This is a genomic window from Streptomyces sp. MMCC 100 (assembly GCF_041538145.2).
Taxonomy (GTDB): Bacteria; Actinomycetota; Actinomycetes; order Streptomycetales; family Streptomycetaceae; genus Streptomyces.
The window spans coordinates 3,362,241-3,378,196 of the sequence record NZ_JBGORK020000001.1 but is presented as its reverse complement, the minus strand read 5'-3'; the positions used below and the strand labels follow the sequence as shown (position 1 = coordinate 3,378,196).

The following is a 15,956-nucleotide window of genomic DNA, read 5'->3' as shown; positions in this document are numbered from 1 at the left end:
GGGCATGTCTGCCGGGGCGGATACGGGGCATCCGTGCACGAGCAACGACGTACGAAACGCATGAGGAGCTGAGGTCCGCCATGACGCACGACCTGACCCCGAAGTACACGGTCCCCGGCATCGAGCGCGAGGCCGCCGGACGGCTGATCGGTGTGCTGCGGCTGCGCCTGCACGCCCTCAACGACCTGCACCTGACCCTCAAGCACGTGCACTGGAACGTGGTGGGTCCGCACTTCATCGCCGTGCACGAGATGATCGACCCCCAGGTCGACCAGGTGCGCGACATGGCCGACGACGTCGCGGAGCGCATCGCCGCGCTCGGCGGGGTGGCCCAGGGCACGCCCGGGGCGCTGGTGAGCGAGCGGAAGTGGGACGACTACTCCATCGGCCGGGCCGACGCCATCGCCCACCTCGGGGCGCTGGACGTCGTGTACACCGGCGTGGTCGAGGGCATGCGCGCGGCGGTCGAGGAGGCCGGGAAGATCGACACCGCCACGGAGGATCTCCTGATCGGTCAGCTCAGGGACCTGGAGCAGTTCCAGTGGTTCGTGCGGGCGCATCTCGAGAGCGCGGGCGGCACCCTTGCGACGGGCAGTGCGACGTCCGAGGCGGAGGCGGCGGCACGCGGTGCGGACGTCTCGTGACCGGGTCGTCCGGCTCCCGGGGCCCGTGTCCCGGCCGCGCGGCCGGGACACGGGCCCCGGGACGGTTCAGCGGCGGCCGAGGCGGCGTTCGCCGCGACTGCCCTGCTCGTAGGGCAGGTGGTAGTGGGTGAAGACCGCGCCCTCGTCCTCGGCGGCGAGCTCACCGTCCGGGTCGATCCCGGGGGCGTCCTTGACCAGCGACTTGTCGTAGGTCACCTTCAGGTACGACGGCCCTACGGTGGCCTTGTCCACCGGCACGAAGACGAGCCGCCGGCGGGTCGGCAGGCCGATCGTGACCGTGGCGAACGCGGGCCGGTCGGTGAGGGTGTCGAAGTAGATGGACTCCAGGGTCCCGATCTTGCGGCCGTCGTAGTCCACGACGTCGAGGCCGCGCCAGTCACGAATGTTTTCGGCTTCAAACATGCCCAGTTTTCCCTTCCGAGGACGCGCTCACTGTCTTGTTCCCCACTTCGCCCGGCTGTCGCCTGTTTGTCCCCTCAGCGGCGTACGGAGTCCGATCCGGGATAGGCTTCCTGGCCGGAAGGGGGCGCCCGGGCGGCGGACGGGTGCCCGGTGGAGTTCCGGAGGGGGGTACGAGTGTGGATGGCGCAGGCGCCCCGGGTGGCCCGGCCCGCGTGCGGACCGGTGCGGTGTTGGACGTGGGCCCGCTGCCCGGCCGTCCCGGCATCCGTGCCAGCGGTGAGATCGGCGTGAGCACCCGGCTGTCCTGGGAGAACGCCCTGACCGAGCTGTCCCGGCGGCACACCGACGTGTCCTACGTGGAACTGTCCGGCGTGCGGTTCGTCGACGTGGCCGGGGTGACGGCGCTGGCCGTCACCGCCATGAACCTGCCCGTCGGCCGGGTCGTGGTGGAGCGGCCGCCCCCGCAGTTGCCGCGGGTGCTGAACCTCTTCTGGCCGTCCTTGCACCGGATCGAGGTGACGCCACGATGAGCACGGTGACCACCGACGGGACGTTCACCCATCCGGCGCTGTTCTACCGCTCGGAGGGCGAGTACGCCGACCGGACGGTGGCGTTCGTACGGGAGGGGCTGGCCGCGGGCGAGCCGGTGGCGGTGGCCGTGCCCGGCCCCAACCTGGAGCTGGTCAGGGACGGGCTGGGCACCGACGCGCGGGATGTCACCTTCCTGGACATGACCGAGGCCGGGCGCAACCCGGGCCGGATCATCCCCGGGGTGCTGCGGGCGTTCGCCGACGCGCACGCGCGGGTACGGGTGCGGATCGTCGGCGAACCGGTCTGGTCCGGGCGCAGCGCCGCGGAGTACCCGGCGTGCGCCCAGCACGAGGCGTTGATCAACGCGGCCTTCGCGGGCCGTCCCGCGACGATCCTGTGCCCGTACGACGAGACCCGGCTGGCCGCGGATGTCCTGGCCGACGCCCTGATCACCCACCCGACGGTCATCGCACAGGGACGTGAGCGGGCCAGTGAGGCGTACGACTGGCGTGCGGTCGTCGCCCGCTACAACGAGGCGCTCACCTGCCCGCCCGACGCCGACGTCCTCGGTTTCGGGTCCGGGGAGCTGCCCGAGGCACGCCGCTTCGGGGTCGACCGGGCCGCTTCGCTCGGGCTGACCGGGCAGCGGCTGCGGGACGCGGAACTGGCGGTGGCCGAGCTGACCACCAACAGCGTGATCCACGGCGGCGGCAGCGGAACGCTCGCGGTCTGGGCCGAGGCGGGACAAGTGGTGTGCGAGGTCCGCGACACCGGTCGGCTGACGGATCCGCTCGCCGGACGCCGGCCCCCGGAGCGCGGGCAGATCGGTGGCCGCGGACTGCTGCTGGTCCACTACGTGGCCGATCTGGTGCGGGTGCACACGACCGACGAGGGCACCGCGGTCCGCTTCTACCTGGGCGTCTGAGGCCCTTCCGGCCGGGCGTCCGAGGCCCTTGCGCCGGGTGTCCGAGGCACCGTTCCGGGGCTTTCGCCGACCGGACGGCGCTCCGCCAGGTGTGCGTGGCCTGCCACGGGGTAGGCGACCGGGCGTCGGCCGACAGGGTGACAACGACGACCGATCCACCGGGAGGGCACATTATGACGACGACGACCGCACGAGCCGCCGAGCACGCCACGACGGGCATGCCGGAGATCGCGGACCCGTCGAAGGTGGCGCCCCGGGACGCGCGGGAGTTGTCGAAGCTGTTCACCGGGAGGGCACATTATGACGACGACGACCGCACGAGCCGCCGAGCACGCCACGACGGGCATGCCGGAGATCGCGGACCCGTCGAAGGTGGCGCCCCGGGACGCGCGGGAGTTGTCGAAGCTGTTCTTCGGGCAGCTGACCGTGCTGGAGGAGGGCACGCCCGAGTACCAGTACGCGCGCAACACGCTGATCGAGATGAACATGTCCCTGGTCCGCTTCGCGGCCGGCCGGTTCCGCAGCCGCGGGCCGGAGGAGATGGAGGACATCGTCCAGGTCGGCATGATCGGCCTGATCAAGGCCATCGACCGGTTCGAACTGACCCGCGAGGTCGAGTTCACCTCCTTCGCCGTGCCCTACATCGTCGGGGAGATCAAGCGGTTCTTCCGGGACACCTCCTGGGCCGTGCACGTGCCCCGCCGCCTGCAGGAGGCCCGCGTCCAGCTCGCCCGCGCCACCGAGGAACTGCGCAGCCGGCTGGGCCGCAACCCCACCACCCAGGAGCTGTCGGAGCTGATGAGCCTCCCGGAGGACGAGGTCGTCGAGGCCCGTCTGGCGGCCAACGGCTACAACTCCGCCTCCCTGGACGCGACCATCAACGGCAGCGAGGACGGCGAGTCCGCACTCGCCGACTTCATCGGCGCCGACGACGCCGCCCTGGCCCTGGTCGACGACTTCCACGCCCTGGCCCCGATGATCGCCGAGCTGGACGAACGCGACCGGCAGATCATCCACTGGCGCTTCGTCGAGGAACTCACCCAGAAGGACATCGGCGAGCACCTCGGCGTCTCCCAGATGCACGTGTCCCGCCTGATCTCCCGACTGCTGGCCCGCCTGCGGGCCGGCATGCTCANATCATCCACTGGCGCTTCGTCGAGGAACTCACCCAGAAGGACATCGGCGAGCACCTCGGCGTCTCCCAGATGCACGTGTCCCGCCTGATCTCCCGACTGCTGGCCCGCCTGCGGGCCGGCATGCTCACCACCACCTGAGGCGCGGTCCGGCTCAGGCGGCGGTCGTCTTCTTCTTCCGGCTGCCGCGGGTGCGGCTGCCGCTGAGCGCGTCGACGAGTTGTTGGCGGCTCATCTTCGACCGGCCGGCGATGTCCTGTTCGGTGGCCCGCTGGTAGAGCTCGGCCTTGCTCAGCTCCCGCAGCTCGCCACGGGCGGCCGGCGTCCGGCGGGAGGGTGTGGCGGCCTTCTTCCGCGACGTGGCAGACCCTTCGGCGTCCGAGCCGTCGGCGCCCGTCTTCCCGGACCTGGACGCAGCCTGCTTGCCGCCGGAGCTCCCCGGCCTGGACGCGGCCCGCTTGCCGCCCGCGCTCCCGGACTTGGACTCGGCCCGCTTGCCGCCGGTGTCCTTCGCCTGCTCCAGGCTGCCGCGCAGGACTTCCATCAGGTCGACGACGTTGGTGGCCTCGGGCGCCTCCTCAGCGACGGCGACCTGCTCCCCCTCGGCCTTGGCGCGGACCAGCTCGCGGACCTTCTCCTGGTAGGTGTCGTGATAGCGGGCGGGCTCCCAGTCGCCGCTGAGCGCGTCGACGAGACGCAGCGCCATGTCCAGCTCCTTGCCGCGGCCCACCCGCTCCGCCGGCAGTTCCGGCAGCTCCTCGACGGGGTCGCGGACCTCGTCGGCCCAGTGCAGCGTCTGGAGCAGCAGGACCCTGTCCTCGGCACGCAGGGCGGTCAGGTACTGCCGGTTGCGCATGACGAAGGTGGCGACACCCACCTTGCCGGCCTCGGCGAGGGCGGTGCGCAGCAGCTCGTAGACCTTGAGGTACTCCTTGCCGCGCGGGGCGAGGTAGTAGGTGCGGCCGAAGTAGACCGGCTCGATCCGGTCCAGGTCCACGAAGTCCGTGATGTCGAGGGTGCGGGAGCGTCCCGGCGCGATCTCGTCGAGCTCCTCGGGTTCCACGACGACGTACTCGCCCTCGCTCACCTCGTAGCCCTTGACGATGTCCGCGGGGTCGACCTCCTTGCCGGTGCGCTCGTTGACCCGCCGGTTGCGGATCCGGTCCGATGTGCCGCGCTGCAACTGGTGGAAGTGGACCGTGTGGTCCCCGGTCGCCGTGAACAGACCGACGGGCACCGAGACCAGCCCGAAGGTGATCACGCCCGTCCAGATCGCCCGCGCCATGGCCGTCCGCTCCCTACGTGCCGCCCGCACCGCCCGGGCGTGCCCGCTCCGCCCGGTCCTGCCACGCTGCCATCCGGCTGACGTTCCCGCGCGCCGGACGGAGCACACGGGTGGGGAGCCGGGTGACAGCGCGCGGATCGGCCGCGGGCGTTGTTCCCTGTGAGGTGCGGGACGGCAACCGCGCCCAGCGCCCCGGCCGTCTCCCCCGTCGGACAGTCGAACGACTCCGAAGCAATGCCGGAACGAAGCCGAACAGAGGGACGCCCCATGAGCTGTCGCCTGAAGCCGATCACCCGCGAGGAGCATCTGCGCTTCGTCACGGCCCGGCCTTCCGTGAGTCACCTGCAGGTCCCCTCCTGGGGCGACGTGAAGCCGGACTGGCGGGCGGAGAGCCTGGGCTGGTTCGACGAGGGCGGTGAACTGGTGGGCGCCGGGCTGGTGCTGCTGCGGCCGCTGCCGAGGCTGAAGCGGTACCTGGCGTATCTGCCCGAGGGCCCGGTCATCGACTGGGCGGCGGACGGTCTGGAGCGGTGGCTGGAGCCGATGCTCGCGCACCTGAGGGAACGCGGCGCCTTCACGGTGCGGATGGGGCCGCCTGTGGTGGCGCGGCGCTGGAGCACCGACGCCGTCAAGGCGGCGATCGCCGACCCGGGGTCCCGGCGGCTGGGCGACGTGGAGGCGACGGTGCGCGAGCCCGGCGCGGACGACGTCGCCGAGCGCCTGCGCCGGATGGGCTGGCGGCGCACCGAGCCGGGCGGCGAGGACGGCTTCGCCGCGGGCCAGCCCCGGTACGTGTGTCAGGTGCCCCTCGCGGGACGTTCGTTGGAGGATCTGCAGAGCGGCTTCAACCAGCAGTGGCGGCGGAACGTCAAGAAGGCCGAGAAAGCCGGCGTCAAGGTCGTCCGGGGCGACCAGGAGGACCTGCCCACCTTCTACGAGCTGTACGTGGAGACCGCGGAACGGGACCGGTTCGTGCCGCGCCCCCTCGCCTACTTCGAGCGGATGTGGACCGCGCTGACGGCCGAGGACCCGGACCGCATGCGCCTGTACCTCGCCCATCACGACGGCGAGGTGCTCGCCGCGGCCACGATGCTGACGGTGGGAGAACACGTCTGGTATTCGTACGGCGCGTCCACCAGCCGTCGGCGCGAGGTACAGCCCAACAACGCCCTCCAGTGGCGGATGATGTGCGACGCCCGTGAACTGGGCGCGGCCGTCTACGACTTCCGCGGCATCACTGACACCCTGGACGAGAACAACCACCTGCTGGGACTGCTCCGGTTCAAGGTCGGTGCGGGCGGACAGGCCGTCGAGTACCTCGGCGAGTGGGACTATCCGTTGAACAGGGTGCTGCACAAGGCTGTGGCCCTGTACATGGCGCGCCGCTGAAGGGCGCGCCGCGAGGGGGTGGGGGATGTCACGGCTCCTGGTCGTGCAGAACCATCGGGGTGGCGGGCCGGGCCGGTTCGGCGACTGGCTGCTCGCGGACGGGGTGTCACCGGACGTGGTGCACGCCTACGCCGGTGTGCCGCTCCCCCGGCGTCCGGAGCACGACGGCGTGATGGTGCTCGGCGGTGGCTACCTGCCCGACGACGACGTGCGCGCCCCCTGGCTCGCGCCCACCCGGACACTGGTCGCCGAGGCGGTGGAGCGGGGTGTGCCGGTCTTCGGCATCTGCCTGGGCGGACAGCTCCTCGCCCAGGTCGCGGGTGGCACGGTACGGGGTGAACACGGCGAGCCTGAGGTGGGCAGCACGCCGTTGACGCTGCGGCCGGAGGCCGGGGCCGACCCGCTCTTCCGAGGGTTGCCGGAGCGGGTGACGGCGGTCGAGCACCATGTGGACGCGGTCACCGCGCTGCCGCCCGGGGCCGTGTGGCTCATGGCGAGCGAGCGGTGCCCGTACCAGGCTTTCCGGGTCGGCGAGCGGGCGTGGGGCGTTCAGTTCCACCCCGAGGCGGGAGCGGACCGGGTCAGGTCGTGGGACGCCGGTCGGCTTCGCGCCCGGGGGCTGGATCCGGTGGATCTCTGCCGCCGGGCGGAACTCGACGAGCCCGCGGCCGAGGCGGTCTGGCGCGAGGTGGCCAGGCGCTTCGCCGCGGTCGTCGTCGGGTCGTGAGAACGGTCGGTGGATACCGGGCCCATGGGATTCAGCCCTTGAAGGCGCCTCGGTCGGTGAAGGCCAGCTTGGCGAAGCGTTCCCCGATGAGGCGGGTGGGTCGCGGCGTCCGGGTGGATGTCGTCGGGCAGGGGCAGGTCTGCCGCGTCGGCCTCTCCGTAGAGTTCGCGGCCGTCGAGGTAGTACAGGTTCTCGTCGTCGGCGGCCCGCTCCGTCACGATCCGGGACAGCTCGTCCCGGATGACGTTCAGGGTCAGCTTCCCGCTCGCGCGTTCCGCCGGGTCGCCGGTGGCGACGAACCGCAGGCGGCCCTCGGTGAAGTCGGGGGCGAGCGGGCCGGGGGTGTCCTCGTGCACGGGGCACAGGATGGGCGAGACGACGAGCAGCGGGGCGTTGGGGTGGCCCTCCCGGATGGTGTCGAGGAAGCCGTGCACGGCGGGGCCGAAGGCGCGCAGGCGCATGGCGTCGGCGTTGACCACGTTGATGCCGATCTTGACGCTGATCAGGTCGGCGGGGGTGTCGCGCATCGCCCGTGCGGTGAACGGGTCGAGCAGGGCGCTGCCGCCCAGACCCAGGTTGATCAGTTCGACGCCGCCGAGGGAGGCGGCGAGGGCGGGCCAGGTGGTGGTGGGGCTCGCGGCGTCGGAGCCGTGGCTGATCGAGCTGCCGTGGTGCAGCCAGATCCGGCGGCCGGGGTCCGGGGTGGGCTCGACGGGGCCGTTGGTGCGCAGGGCGACGAGTTCGGTGGTCTCGTTGTGCGGCAGCCAGATCTCGATGTCCTTGCTGCCCCCGGGCAGGTCCGCGAAGCGGAGGGTACCGGTCGGGCCGGGCTCGAGGCCCGTCGTGCCGGTGGTCATGTCGATGGTGAGGGTGTTGCCGCCCGCGACACTGCCCCGGCCCGCCGGACGGCCGTCGACGAGCAGGTCGTACACGCCGTCCGGACGCGGCGGGACACCGACGTAGACCCGCTTGGTGGGCAGGGTGTCCAGTTCGAGGACGGTGGCGCGGGTGCGCAGGGCGAGGCGTACGCCGGAGGGCTGGGACTCGGCCATGGCCAGCTGGCCGTCGCTGTTCTGCGCGCGGGCCCGGGCGGGCAGCCGGTGGGGCAGCAGACCGCGCTCGGTGCGCTCCAGGTCCAGGGCGCCCCGCAGGAGATCCGAGGTGATCGGCGTGGTGATCCAGTCGTCCGTGGTGTTCATGTCGCCTCCGGCTGTGGTGCGTCTTGCGAGTCCCGGGTTCCTTCGTTGATTATGCATAAACCTAATTGAGTTAGGCAAGCTGCTTGGACCCGCAGGATTGCGGTCATGGCTTCCTGTGGCAGGAGCGACAGCTTCCAACGGGAAAACGCCACAGGCACCGATCGCCGCTACCGGATCCGTGTGTGTACCGAGCCCCCCGAGATCGACCTGTGCCTGCACATGATCCGGCGCGACTACGGCTCGGCGGTCGCCTCGCACGCCGCCCGGCTGACCTGGCCGCGGGAGAACCTGGCCGGCGACCTCACCTCGCCGGCATCGCCACCCACGCCGGGATGAGCACCCGGACGCTGATCCGCCGGTTCCGGGGGCAGGCCGGCAGCACTGCGCTGCAGTGGCTGCACCGTGCCCGCGCCCGGCAGGCACAACACCTTCCCGTCCCGGTCGCGGCGCGGCCTCGGTGACCGTAGACAGGAGGCATGGGCGCACGCGGCGAGGGGGCCGGCGACGACATGTCGCGGCCTCATCCGGTCACGGTCGGGCACGGCACCGCGGGGCGCGCGGAGCCGGCCGGACTGCCGCGTGATGCCGGTGTCACCTCCGTGGTCGACGTCAGGATGCCCCCCCCGGCAGCCGCCGCGACCCGGCCTGCTGCGGGACCGGTCGGCCCGGTGGATGCCCGAGGAGGGCCTCGCCCACCCGGGGGTGGGAGCGGCGTCTGGGCGGCTTCCGCAAGCCGGGCGCCCGACTCACCCGACGCCCCGGGCGCCCGGCTGCGGGCGGACGACCTGCTCGTCCACGGCAGCGAGGAGGAGGCGGCGGCGAAGTGGGCCGCCCCGGCGTCGGGGCGTTCGTAGCGGTCAAGGCGGAGGCGAAGGCGGAGGGCCATGCAGCGCAAGAGCGGGCGTCGCGGGAAGACGGGCGGCCAGGAGCCGGGAGCGGTCGAGCAGGTCCTGGACGAGCTCTACACCACGCCTCCGTCCGCCTTCGTCGCCCACCGTGAGGAACGCGCCGCGGCCGCCAGAACGGCCGGTCGCAAGGAGGACGCCCGCCGCATCCACGCCGCCCGCCGGCCCACGCTCGCGGCCTGGGCGGCGAACCTGCTGGCGCGCTCCCGGCCGGAGGAGACCCGGCGGTTCCTGGAGCTGGGGCAGGCACTGCGCGAAGCACACCGCACCCTGGACGCCGCCGGGCTCAAGGAGCTGTCGGCGCAGCGCCGGCGCATCGTGACCGCCCTCTCCCGGCAGGCCGCACAGCTCGCCGGCGAGGCCGGGCACCGGCTCTCCCAGGCGGCGCAGCGGGAGGTCGAGTCCACCCTGCGCGCGGCCCTCGCGGACCCGGACGCGGCCGGCCGGTGGGCCGGGGGGCGTCTGGAGGTCTCCCTGACCCCTCCGTCGGCCTTCCCCTCGGGCACCGCTCCGACGGAACCCGCCCGGAGCGAACCGGAGCCGGCACCGGTCCCGAAGTCCCCCCGCACAACGCCCGGGTCCCGGGCGAAGGACGAACTCGCCGAGCGGCGCCGCAAACGGCAGGAGGAACTCGCGCGGGCCGAACGGGAGGCCGAGCGTGCCGAGCGTCGACTGCACGACGCACGCGCGGAGCGGGCGGACGCCGAGGAGTCACTTCGCGCGGCCGACGACGAACTCGCCCACGTCCAGGAGACGGTGGCCGACGCCGAGGAGCGGCTGCGGGCGGCACACGAGGACCGCGACCGGGCCGAACGGAACCGGCGGGAGGCCGAGGAACGGGACCGCACGGCCGCGCACGCGCTGACCGAGGCCGAGCGCGAGGCACGGGCGAGCACGCGCAGGGCGGACCGTCTGAGCGGCCGGGTCAAGTAATACGGCTCGTTCGATTGAGTACCCGTACTCATGAGGCACTTCCCTCCACCGGGGGACGCTTGCCGCACCAGTCGCCCACAGGGAGCCAACCGTGCGTACCACCGCCCCAGTTCGCCGGCCGTCGGCCGCGCGTACCGTCCGCGCCACTCGAACCGTCCGCGCCACTCGAGCCGTCAGCGCCGCTCGAACCGTACGCGCCACTCGAACCGTCCGCCGTCTCGTCCTGGCCTGTGTCGCCGCCGTGGCCGTCCTGACCGGGTGTTCCATGGAGGAGGCCGTCTGCGGCGGTGGCGAGTACCCGGTCCTGACCATCGGTGGCACCGGTGCGGCGTGTGTGCCCAACGGCGAGGAGCCTCCCGAGGGTTACACCCGCTACCCCGAGGGCAAGGTCCCGCAGCACGTGGGTGACAAGTGGGACACCTACTGGCAGACACACACCGTCGACGAGCACGGGAAGGTCGTGGAGGTGCCCGAGGGCGGGTGACTGCCGGTCTCCGCGGTCCGAACACACGCACTGGGTTGCGGCGGCACATACCACGGCGGCGGCCATACGTGGTATACCGACTCGTCAACGCACAGGGCAACAACCGGGGCTGCTCGTCAGCCTTCACGGCCGTGAACCAAGGAGAGTCAACACCATGTCCGAGAGCACGACGCAGTCCGCCACGGAACTGGCCTCGCAGTACAGCGTCCAGGTGAACGACGACCTGGAGCGCAACGTCAAGGAGCAGGAACGTGTCAGCACGGAGATCACGGCTCTCCAGCAGCAACTGGCCGCGCTGCAGCACGACCACGCCCTGCTGGTGAACATGCAGCAGGCACTCGGCATCACCTCGCCGCCCCAGTCGCCCACCGCGCCGGAGCCCGCGGCCGACGCGGCCAGCGTGCCGGCACCGCGGGGCGGTACCGCCCCGGAGTCGGCCACGGGCAAGCGGACACGGGGCAAGAAGGCCACCACCGCGCCCAAGCGCGCCGCCGCCCCGAAGCCGGGCGTCAAGCCGGCCTCGAAGCCGACCGCGAAGAAGGCCACCAGGTCGACGGCCACGACCGCGACCGAGGCGGCCGCCGAGGCACCCACGAAGACGACCGCCAAGCCCGCCACCAAGCCCGCCGGGAAGCCCGCCAGGAAGCCCGCCGGGAAGCCTGCGGCGAAGAAGACGGCGGCCCGGGCCGCCGCGCAGCCCACGCTGGTGGAGCTGGTGCGCGAGCACCTCGCCGGGCAGCGGGAGCCGCGCTCCGCCGCCGAGGTCGCCACGGCGCTGGGCGAGGCCCACTCCGGACGCACCGTCAAGACCACGGTCGTGCGCACCACACTCGAAGGGCTCGTCGCCAAGAACCAGGCCCAGCGCACCAAGCAGGGCACCTCGGTCTACTACACCGCCACCGACGCCACCGCGCAGAAGCAGGACGCCGCGGCCGAGGCCACGTCCGCGCAGAGCGGCAGCTGAGCAACCCCCGGCACCCCGGCGTGACGCGGCGCGCGGCCAGGTGAGAACCGGGTGAGTATCGGTGGATGGGTGTTGTACTGCCGGTGCTCTTCGCACTCCTCGCCGCGTTCAGCAACGCGCTGGCCACCGTGCTCCAACGACGCGCCGCGCTGAGCGTGCCGCAGTCCCAGGGCTTCCGCCCCGGGCTCGTCGTCGATCTGCTGCGACGGCCCGTGTGGCTCGGCGGCATGCTGGCCGTGGTGGTGGCCGGTGTGGGGCAGGCGGTGGCCCTGGCGACGGGGCCGCTGTCACTCGTACAGCCCCTGTTCGTGCTGGAACTTCCGCTGGCCCTGCTGCTGGCCTCGCTGCTGACCGGCAACCGGCTGCCGGAGGCCATGTGGCTCGCCGTGGGCGGGGTCGTCGTGGGGCTCGGTGTCGCGCTGGCCTCGGCCGCGCCGGACGGCGGCGAGGCCGACGTGCCCCTGGACCGCTGGGTGCCGGCGCTGGCGGCCTGCGCCGGGGCGGCCGTACTGCTGGCGGCGGCGGGCCTGAAGCGGCCCGTCGGCAAGGCCCGCGCCGGGTGCCTCGGCGCGGCCACGGCGGTGTGTTACGCGCTGACGGCGGCTCTGATGAAGGACTCCATGCGCGTCCTGGACGCTGACGGCATCGTCGGCTTCTTCACTGCCTGGCAGACCTACGGCTTCGCCCTGGCCGGGGTGTGCGCCGTGCTCCTGCTGGAGCACGCCATGCAGGGCGGCCCGCTCGTCGCCTCCCAGCCCGCGCTCACGCTGGGCGACGCGACGGTGAGTCTGCTGCTCGGCGTGGTCCTGTACCGGGAGGACGTACGCGGCGACTGGTGGGTCCTGCCGCAGCTGCTCGGGGTGGCGCTCGTCGTCGTGGGGGTCCTCAGCCTGGCCCGGCGCGGCGTGGATCTGCGCACCGCCCAGTGAGCGTCCCGCGGGCCGGGCGGCGAAGTGTGCGCACTCCCCCACGGACCCGCGGGTCAGTCGTTTCCGGCCGTCGACCGGCGGCCGGCGGTGCTGGTCGGGATCCCCGAGCCGGCGGTGCTGGTCGTGGTCCCCGAGCCGGCGGAGCGCTGCTGGGCCGGCGGATCGCGCACGCGCTGCCCGCCTGCCGTCCGAAGACGCCCTGATCGCGATGCTGTTCGCGCTCGCCCCACCTCGCCCCGCGCGGCTGACCAAGATGCCCGAAGCGACCACCTGATGCACAGTGGTCACAATCGATCGGCCATCCGGAGGGACGGCATGTCGCAGGCCGCTGCTTCCGACGTCGACAGCACAGCCCCGCCCACCGCGAAGGTGGGGCTGTTCACGCTGACCGCCATGGTCGTCGGGTCGATGGTGGGCGCCGGTGTGTTCTCGCTGCCGGGGCGCTTCGCCGAGGAGACCGGCGTCGCGGGCGCGCTGATCGCCTGGGCGATCGCCGGCACGGGCATGCTGACGCTGGCCTTCGTCTTCCAGTCCCTCGCCGTGCGCAGGCCCGATCTCGACGCCGGTGTGTACGCGTACGCCAAGGCGGGCTTCGGTGAGTACCTGGGCTTCTTCGCGGCCTTCGGCTACTGGGCCGGCTCGTGCGTGGGCAACGTGACCTACTGGGTCCTGATCATGTCGACCGTCGGGTCGGTCTGGCCCGACCTCGGCGACGGGGACACGGCACTCGCCGTCGTACTGTCCTCCGTCGGGCTGTGGGCGTTCTTCTGGCTGATCCGGCGCGGGGTGAAGGAAGCGACGGCCATCAACAGGATCGTCACGGTGGCCAAGCTCGTCCCCATCGTCTTCTTCGTCGTCCTGGCCCTGGTGTACTTCGAACCGGCTGTGTTCGCGGACAACTTCGGCGGCGCCGACTACGCGGGCTCCCTGTTCTCGCAGGTGCGCGGCACCATGCTGGCGACCGTGTTCGTCTTCCTCGGCGTCGAGGGCGCCAGCGTCTACTCCCGGCACGCCCGGCGCCGGTCCGACGTGGGCAGGGCGACGGTGCTGGGCTTCCTCAGCGTCTTCGCCGTCTTCGCGTCGGCGACCATCGTGTCGTACGGCATCATGCCGATGGCCGGGATCGCCGACCTGCGTCAGCCGTCCATGGCGGGCGTCCTGGAGGCGGCCGTCGGCACCTGGGGCCGGGTGTTCATCAGCGTCGGTCTGATCGTGTCGGTCCTGGGCGCCTATCTGGCCTGGACGCTGATGGCGGCGGAGGTGCTCTTCGTCGCGGCCAAGGACGACGACATGCCGCGCTTCCTGCGCCGTGCCAACGCCGCCGACGTGCCGGTGCCGGCGCTGCTGATGTCCTCGCTGCTCACCCAGGTGGTGCTGATCGCCACCAGTTTCTCCAGCGACGCGTTCGACTTCGCGCTCAACCTGACCAGCGCCCTCTCCCTGATCCCGTATCTGCTGGCGGCGGCGTTCGCGGTGCGGATCGGCAGCCGGGACGACCCGCTCACCGCGGGCGGCCGCACCTCGCGGCGCGAGCCGGCCGTCGGGGTCGTCGCCACGCTGTACACCGCGTTCCTGCTGTACGCGGCGGGGCTGAAGTTCGTGCTGGTGTCCTTCATCGTCTACGCCCCGGCGACCGTCCTGTTCGTGATGGCCCGCCGGGAGCAGGGCCGTCGGCTGTTCTCGCCCGGTGAACTCGTCGTCCTGGCCGTCTCCGTGACCGGCGCGGTGCTCGGCCTCGTCGCCCTGGTGGCCGGGTGGATCAGCCTGTGAGTCGTTCCCCCGTCCGTTTTCCCCGCCTCGTACCGCATCCCTCAAGGAGGCCGTGTGACCAGCAACGAGAGCGCCGTGAGGCCCGCGCTCGGCGTCCATTCCGAGGTCGGCAGGCTGCGCAAGGTCCTGGTGTGTTCTCCCGGACTGGCGCACCGGAGGCTGACCCCCACCAACTCCGACGAGCTGCTCTTCGACGACGTCATGTGGGTGGAGAACGCCCAGCGCGACCACGCCGCCTTCGTCGGTGAACTGCGCCGGCGCGGGGTGGAGGTGGTCGAGCTGCACGACCTGCTGGCGCAGATCATGGCGGTGCCGGAGGCGAAGGCATGGCTCCTGGACCGGAAGATCGTCGCCAACCAGGTCGGCACCGGCCTCATCGACGCGACCCGCGCCTATCTGGAGACGCTTTCACCGAGGGAACTCGCCGAGTACCTCGTCGGCGGGCTCGCCACCAGTGACCTGCCCGAGGACTTCCGTTCCCCGCACTTCGCACTGGCCCGCGAGGCGACCGGCGCCCGCGAGTACCTGATGCCGCCGCTGCCCAACACCCTGTACACGCGTGACACCACCTGCTGGCTGTACGGCGGTCTCACCCTCAATCCGCTGTACTGGTCGGCGCGGCACGACGAGACGCTGCTGATGAAGGCGATCTACACCTTCCACCCCGACTTCAAGGGCTCGACGGTGTGGTGGGGCGACCCCGAGCAGGACTGGGGCCAGGCCACCCTCGAGGGCGGTGACATCATGCCGGTGGGCAACGGGGTCGTCCTCATGGGCATGAGCGAGCGCACCTCGCGGCAGGCCATCACCCAGGTCGCCGCCGCGCTGTTCCGCAACGGGGCCGCCGAGCACGTCGTCGTCGCCGGGATGCCGAAGCTGCGGTCCGCCATGCACCTGGACACGGTCTTCACCTTCGCCGACCGCGACGTGGTGACCCTCTACCCCCGCATCATGGACGCGGTGCACAGCTTCTCGCTGCGCCCCGGCGACCGGGCCCCGGGCTTCGACGTCGTCGACGAGGGATCGACGCCCTTCGTCGACGTCGTCGCCAAGGCCCTCGGGCTGCCGAAGCTGAGGGTGGTGGAGACGGGCGGCGACGCCTACGCCTCCGAGCGCCAGCAGTGGGACAGCGGCAACAACGCCGTAGCGGTGGAACCCGGTGTGGTGTTCACCTACGACCGCAACACCCTGACCAACGCGCTGCTGCGTGAGGCCCGGGTGGAGGTCGTCACCATCGTGGGCGCGGAACTGGGCCGGGGGCGCGGCGGCGGGCACTGCATGACATGTCCGCTGGTGCGCGACCCCGTCGGCTTCTGACCGCGGCGACCTCAGCGGCAGAAGCCGTACGCCTGCTCCAGCCACCGGTGCAGTGCCGTGTGCACACTGCCGGGGAGCACGCTGAGCTGTTCGATGGCGGCCCGGTCCCCGGCGGAGGGCGCGATGCCGGCGGTGGTCAGCAGGGCGAGCAGGTCGAGACGGCGCAGGTCGACGGGGTCGACGCGGCAGGGGACGCGCTCGGCGGGGTCGGGCGGCTGGAGCAGGAAGTCGCCCCGGGTGTCGCGGGCGCGCGAGCACGCCGGGGTGGCGGCGGTCGGAGCAGTCGTCGTGTGCATACCGCGGTCCTCCACTGGATGGGTCGCCTCGATGGGGCGCCGTTCTTGACGGCATGAGACACCGGGGCGTCCACGGCGGTTGCGGCCCGCCGCGAGGACCAC

At 72.2% G+C, this 15,956-nt stretch carries 15 protein-coding genes and 4 pseudogenes; 15 read left to right on the top strand and 4 right to left on the bottom strand.

What is annotated here, in order from left to right; translation table 11 throughout:
• Positions 1-80: 80 nt before the first annotated feature.
• Positions 81-644: a Dps family protein gene (locus ABS735_RS15735; RefSeq protein WP_373905547.1), complete on the top strand. Its 564-nt coding sequence runs from the start codon at positions 81-83 to the stop codon at positions 642-644.
• Between the two features lie 66 nt (positions 645-710).
• On the opposite strand, the gene ABS735_RS15730 is transcribed toward ABS735_RS15735, so the two are convergent.
• Positions 711-1,067 (bottom strand): PRC-barrel domain-containing protein, encoded by a 357-nt coding sequence (locus ABS735_RS15730; RefSeq protein ID WP_373905548.1) that lies wholly within the window; start codon positions 1,065-1,067, stop codon positions 711-713.
• A gap of 176 nt (positions 1,068-1,243) precedes the next feature.
• Here ABS735_RS15730 and ABS735_RS15725 point away from each other — a divergent pair, with 176 nt between their 5' ends.
• The 5 genes and pseudogenes from ABS735_RS15725 to ABS735_RS15705 all read left to right on the top strand — a co-directional run bounded on the left by ABS735_RS15725 (position 1,244) and on the right by ABS735_RS15705 (position 3,797).
• Entirely contained in the window at positions 1,244-1,597 is a 354-nt protein-coding gene (locus tag ABS735_RS15725; protein WP_373905549.1) for an STAS domain-containing protein, read from the top strand.
• Positions 1,594-2,523 carry an anti-sigma factor RsbA family regulatory protein gene (locus tag ABS735_RS15720; RefSeq protein ID WP_373905550.1) on the top strand — a complete coding sequence of 310 codons (930 nt, stop codon included), beginning with the start codon at positions 1,594-1,596 and terminating at the stop codon, positions 2,521-2,523. The genes ABS735_RS15725 and ABS735_RS15720 overlap by 4 nt, the downstream gene beginning before the upstream one ends.
• A gap of 137 nt (positions 2,524-2,660) precedes the next feature.
• A pseudogene (locus tag ABS735_RS15715) lies at positions 2,661-2,807 on the top strand (RNA polymerase sigma factor SigF); the annotation flags it as partial.
• A 16-nt stretch (positions 2,808-2,823) separates the two neighbouring features.
• Positions 2,824-3,666, top strand: a pseudogene (locus tag ABS735_RS15710) (RNA polymerase sigma factor SigF); the annotation flags it as partial.
• Positions 3,660-3,797, top strand: coding sequence for a sigma factor-like helix-turn-helix DNA-binding protein (locus ABS735_RS15705; RefSeq protein ID WP_476755880.1), 138 nt, complete (start codon positions 3,660-3,662; stop codon positions 3,795-3,797). The pseudogene ABS735_RS15710 and the gene ABS735_RS15705, both read left to right, overlap by 7 nt.
• A 13-nt stretch (positions 3,798-3,810) precedes the next feature.
• Here the strand turns inward: ABS735_RS15705 and ku are convergent, their stop codons facing one another.
• Positions 3,811-4,941 carry a non-homologous end joining protein Ku gene (ku, locus tag ABS735_RS15700; RefSeq protein ID WP_373905551.1) on the bottom strand — a complete coding sequence of 377 codons (1,131 nt, stop codon included), beginning with the start codon at positions 4,939-4,941 and terminating at the stop codon, positions 3,811-3,813.
• A gap of 267 nt (positions 4,942-5,208) precedes the next feature.
• Between ku and ABS735_RS15695 the strand changes: the two genes are divergently transcribed.
• Together ABS735_RS15695 and ABS735_RS15690 are read left to right on the top strand one after the other, a co-directional pair.
• The gene (locus tag ABS735_RS15695) at positions 5,209-6,330 is read left to right on the top strand and encodes a lipid II:glycine glycyltransferase FemX (RefSeq protein ID WP_373905552.1); all 1,122 of its coding nucleotides are present in this window, start codon (positions 5,209-5,211) and stop codon (positions 6,328-6,330) included.
• A 25-nt stretch (positions 6,331-6,355) separates the two neighbouring features.
• Complete coding sequence (locus tag ABS735_RS15690) at positions 6,356-7,057, top strand: type 1 glutamine amidotransferase (protein WP_373905553.1); 702 nt, start codon at positions 6,356-6,358, stop codon at positions 7,055-7,057.
• 31 nt (positions 7,058-7,088) lie between these two features.
• Here the strand turns inward: ABS735_RS15690 and ABS735_RS15685 are convergent.
• Positions 7,089-8,256: pseudogene (locus ABS735_RS15685) on the bottom strand (GDSL-type esterase/lipase family protein).
• Between the two features lie 201 nt (positions 8,257-8,457).
• Between ABS735_RS15685 and ABS735_RS15680 the strand changes: the two are divergent.
• The 7 genes and pseudogenes from ABS735_RS15680 to ABS735_RS15650 form a co-directional block, all read left to right on the top strand.
• A pseudogene (locus ABS735_RS15680) lies at positions 8,458-8,687 on the top strand (AraC family transcriptional regulator); the annotation flags it as partial.
• Between the two features lie 453 nt (positions 8,688-9,140).
• Positions 9,141-10,094 (top strand): coiled-coil domain-containing protein, encoded by a 954-nt coding sequence (locus ABS735_RS15675; protein WP_373905554.1) that lies wholly within the window; start codon positions 9,141-9,143, stop codon positions 10,092-10,094.
• A gap of 223 nt (positions 10,095-10,317) precedes the next feature.
• Complete coding sequence (locus ABS735_RS15670; protein ID WP_373906207.1) at positions 10,318-10,578, top strand: SCO0607 family lipoprotein; 261 nt, start codon at positions 10,318-10,320, stop codon at positions 10,576-10,578.
• Positions 10,579-10,732: 154 nt separating this feature from the next.
• Positions 10,733-11,542, top strand: a complete 810-nt coding sequence (locus tag ABS735_RS15665; protein WP_373905555.1) for a hypothetical protein — start codon at positions 10,733-10,735, stop codon at positions 11,540-11,542.
• A 65-nt stretch (positions 11,543-11,607) separates the two neighbouring features.
• Positions 11,608-12,471, top strand: coding sequence for a DMT family transporter (locus ABS735_RS15660; protein ID WP_373905556.1), 864 nt, complete (start codon positions 11,608-11,610; stop codon positions 12,469-12,471).
• Between the two features lie 315 nt (positions 12,472-12,786).
• Positions 12,787-14,241, top strand: coding sequence for a basic amino acid/polyamine antiporter (locus ABS735_RS15655; protein ID WP_373905557.1), 1,455 nt, complete (start codon positions 12,787-12,789; stop codon positions 14,239-14,241).
• A 54-nt stretch (positions 14,242-14,295) separates the two neighbouring features.
• Positions 14,296-15,558 carry an arginine deiminase gene (locus tag ABS735_RS15650; protein WP_373905558.1) on the top strand — a complete coding sequence of 421 codons (1,263 nt, stop codon included), beginning with the start codon at positions 14,296-14,298 and terminating at the stop codon, positions 15,556-15,558.
• A gap of 11 nt (positions 15,559-15,569) precedes the next feature.
• Here the strand turns inward: ABS735_RS15650 and ABS735_RS15645 are convergent, their stop codons facing one another.
• Complete coding sequence (locus ABS735_RS15645; RefSeq protein WP_373905559.1) at positions 15,570-15,854, bottom strand: hypothetical protein; 285 nt, start codon at positions 15,852-15,854, stop codon at positions 15,570-15,572.
• Positions 15,855-15,956: the final 102 nt, after the last annotated feature.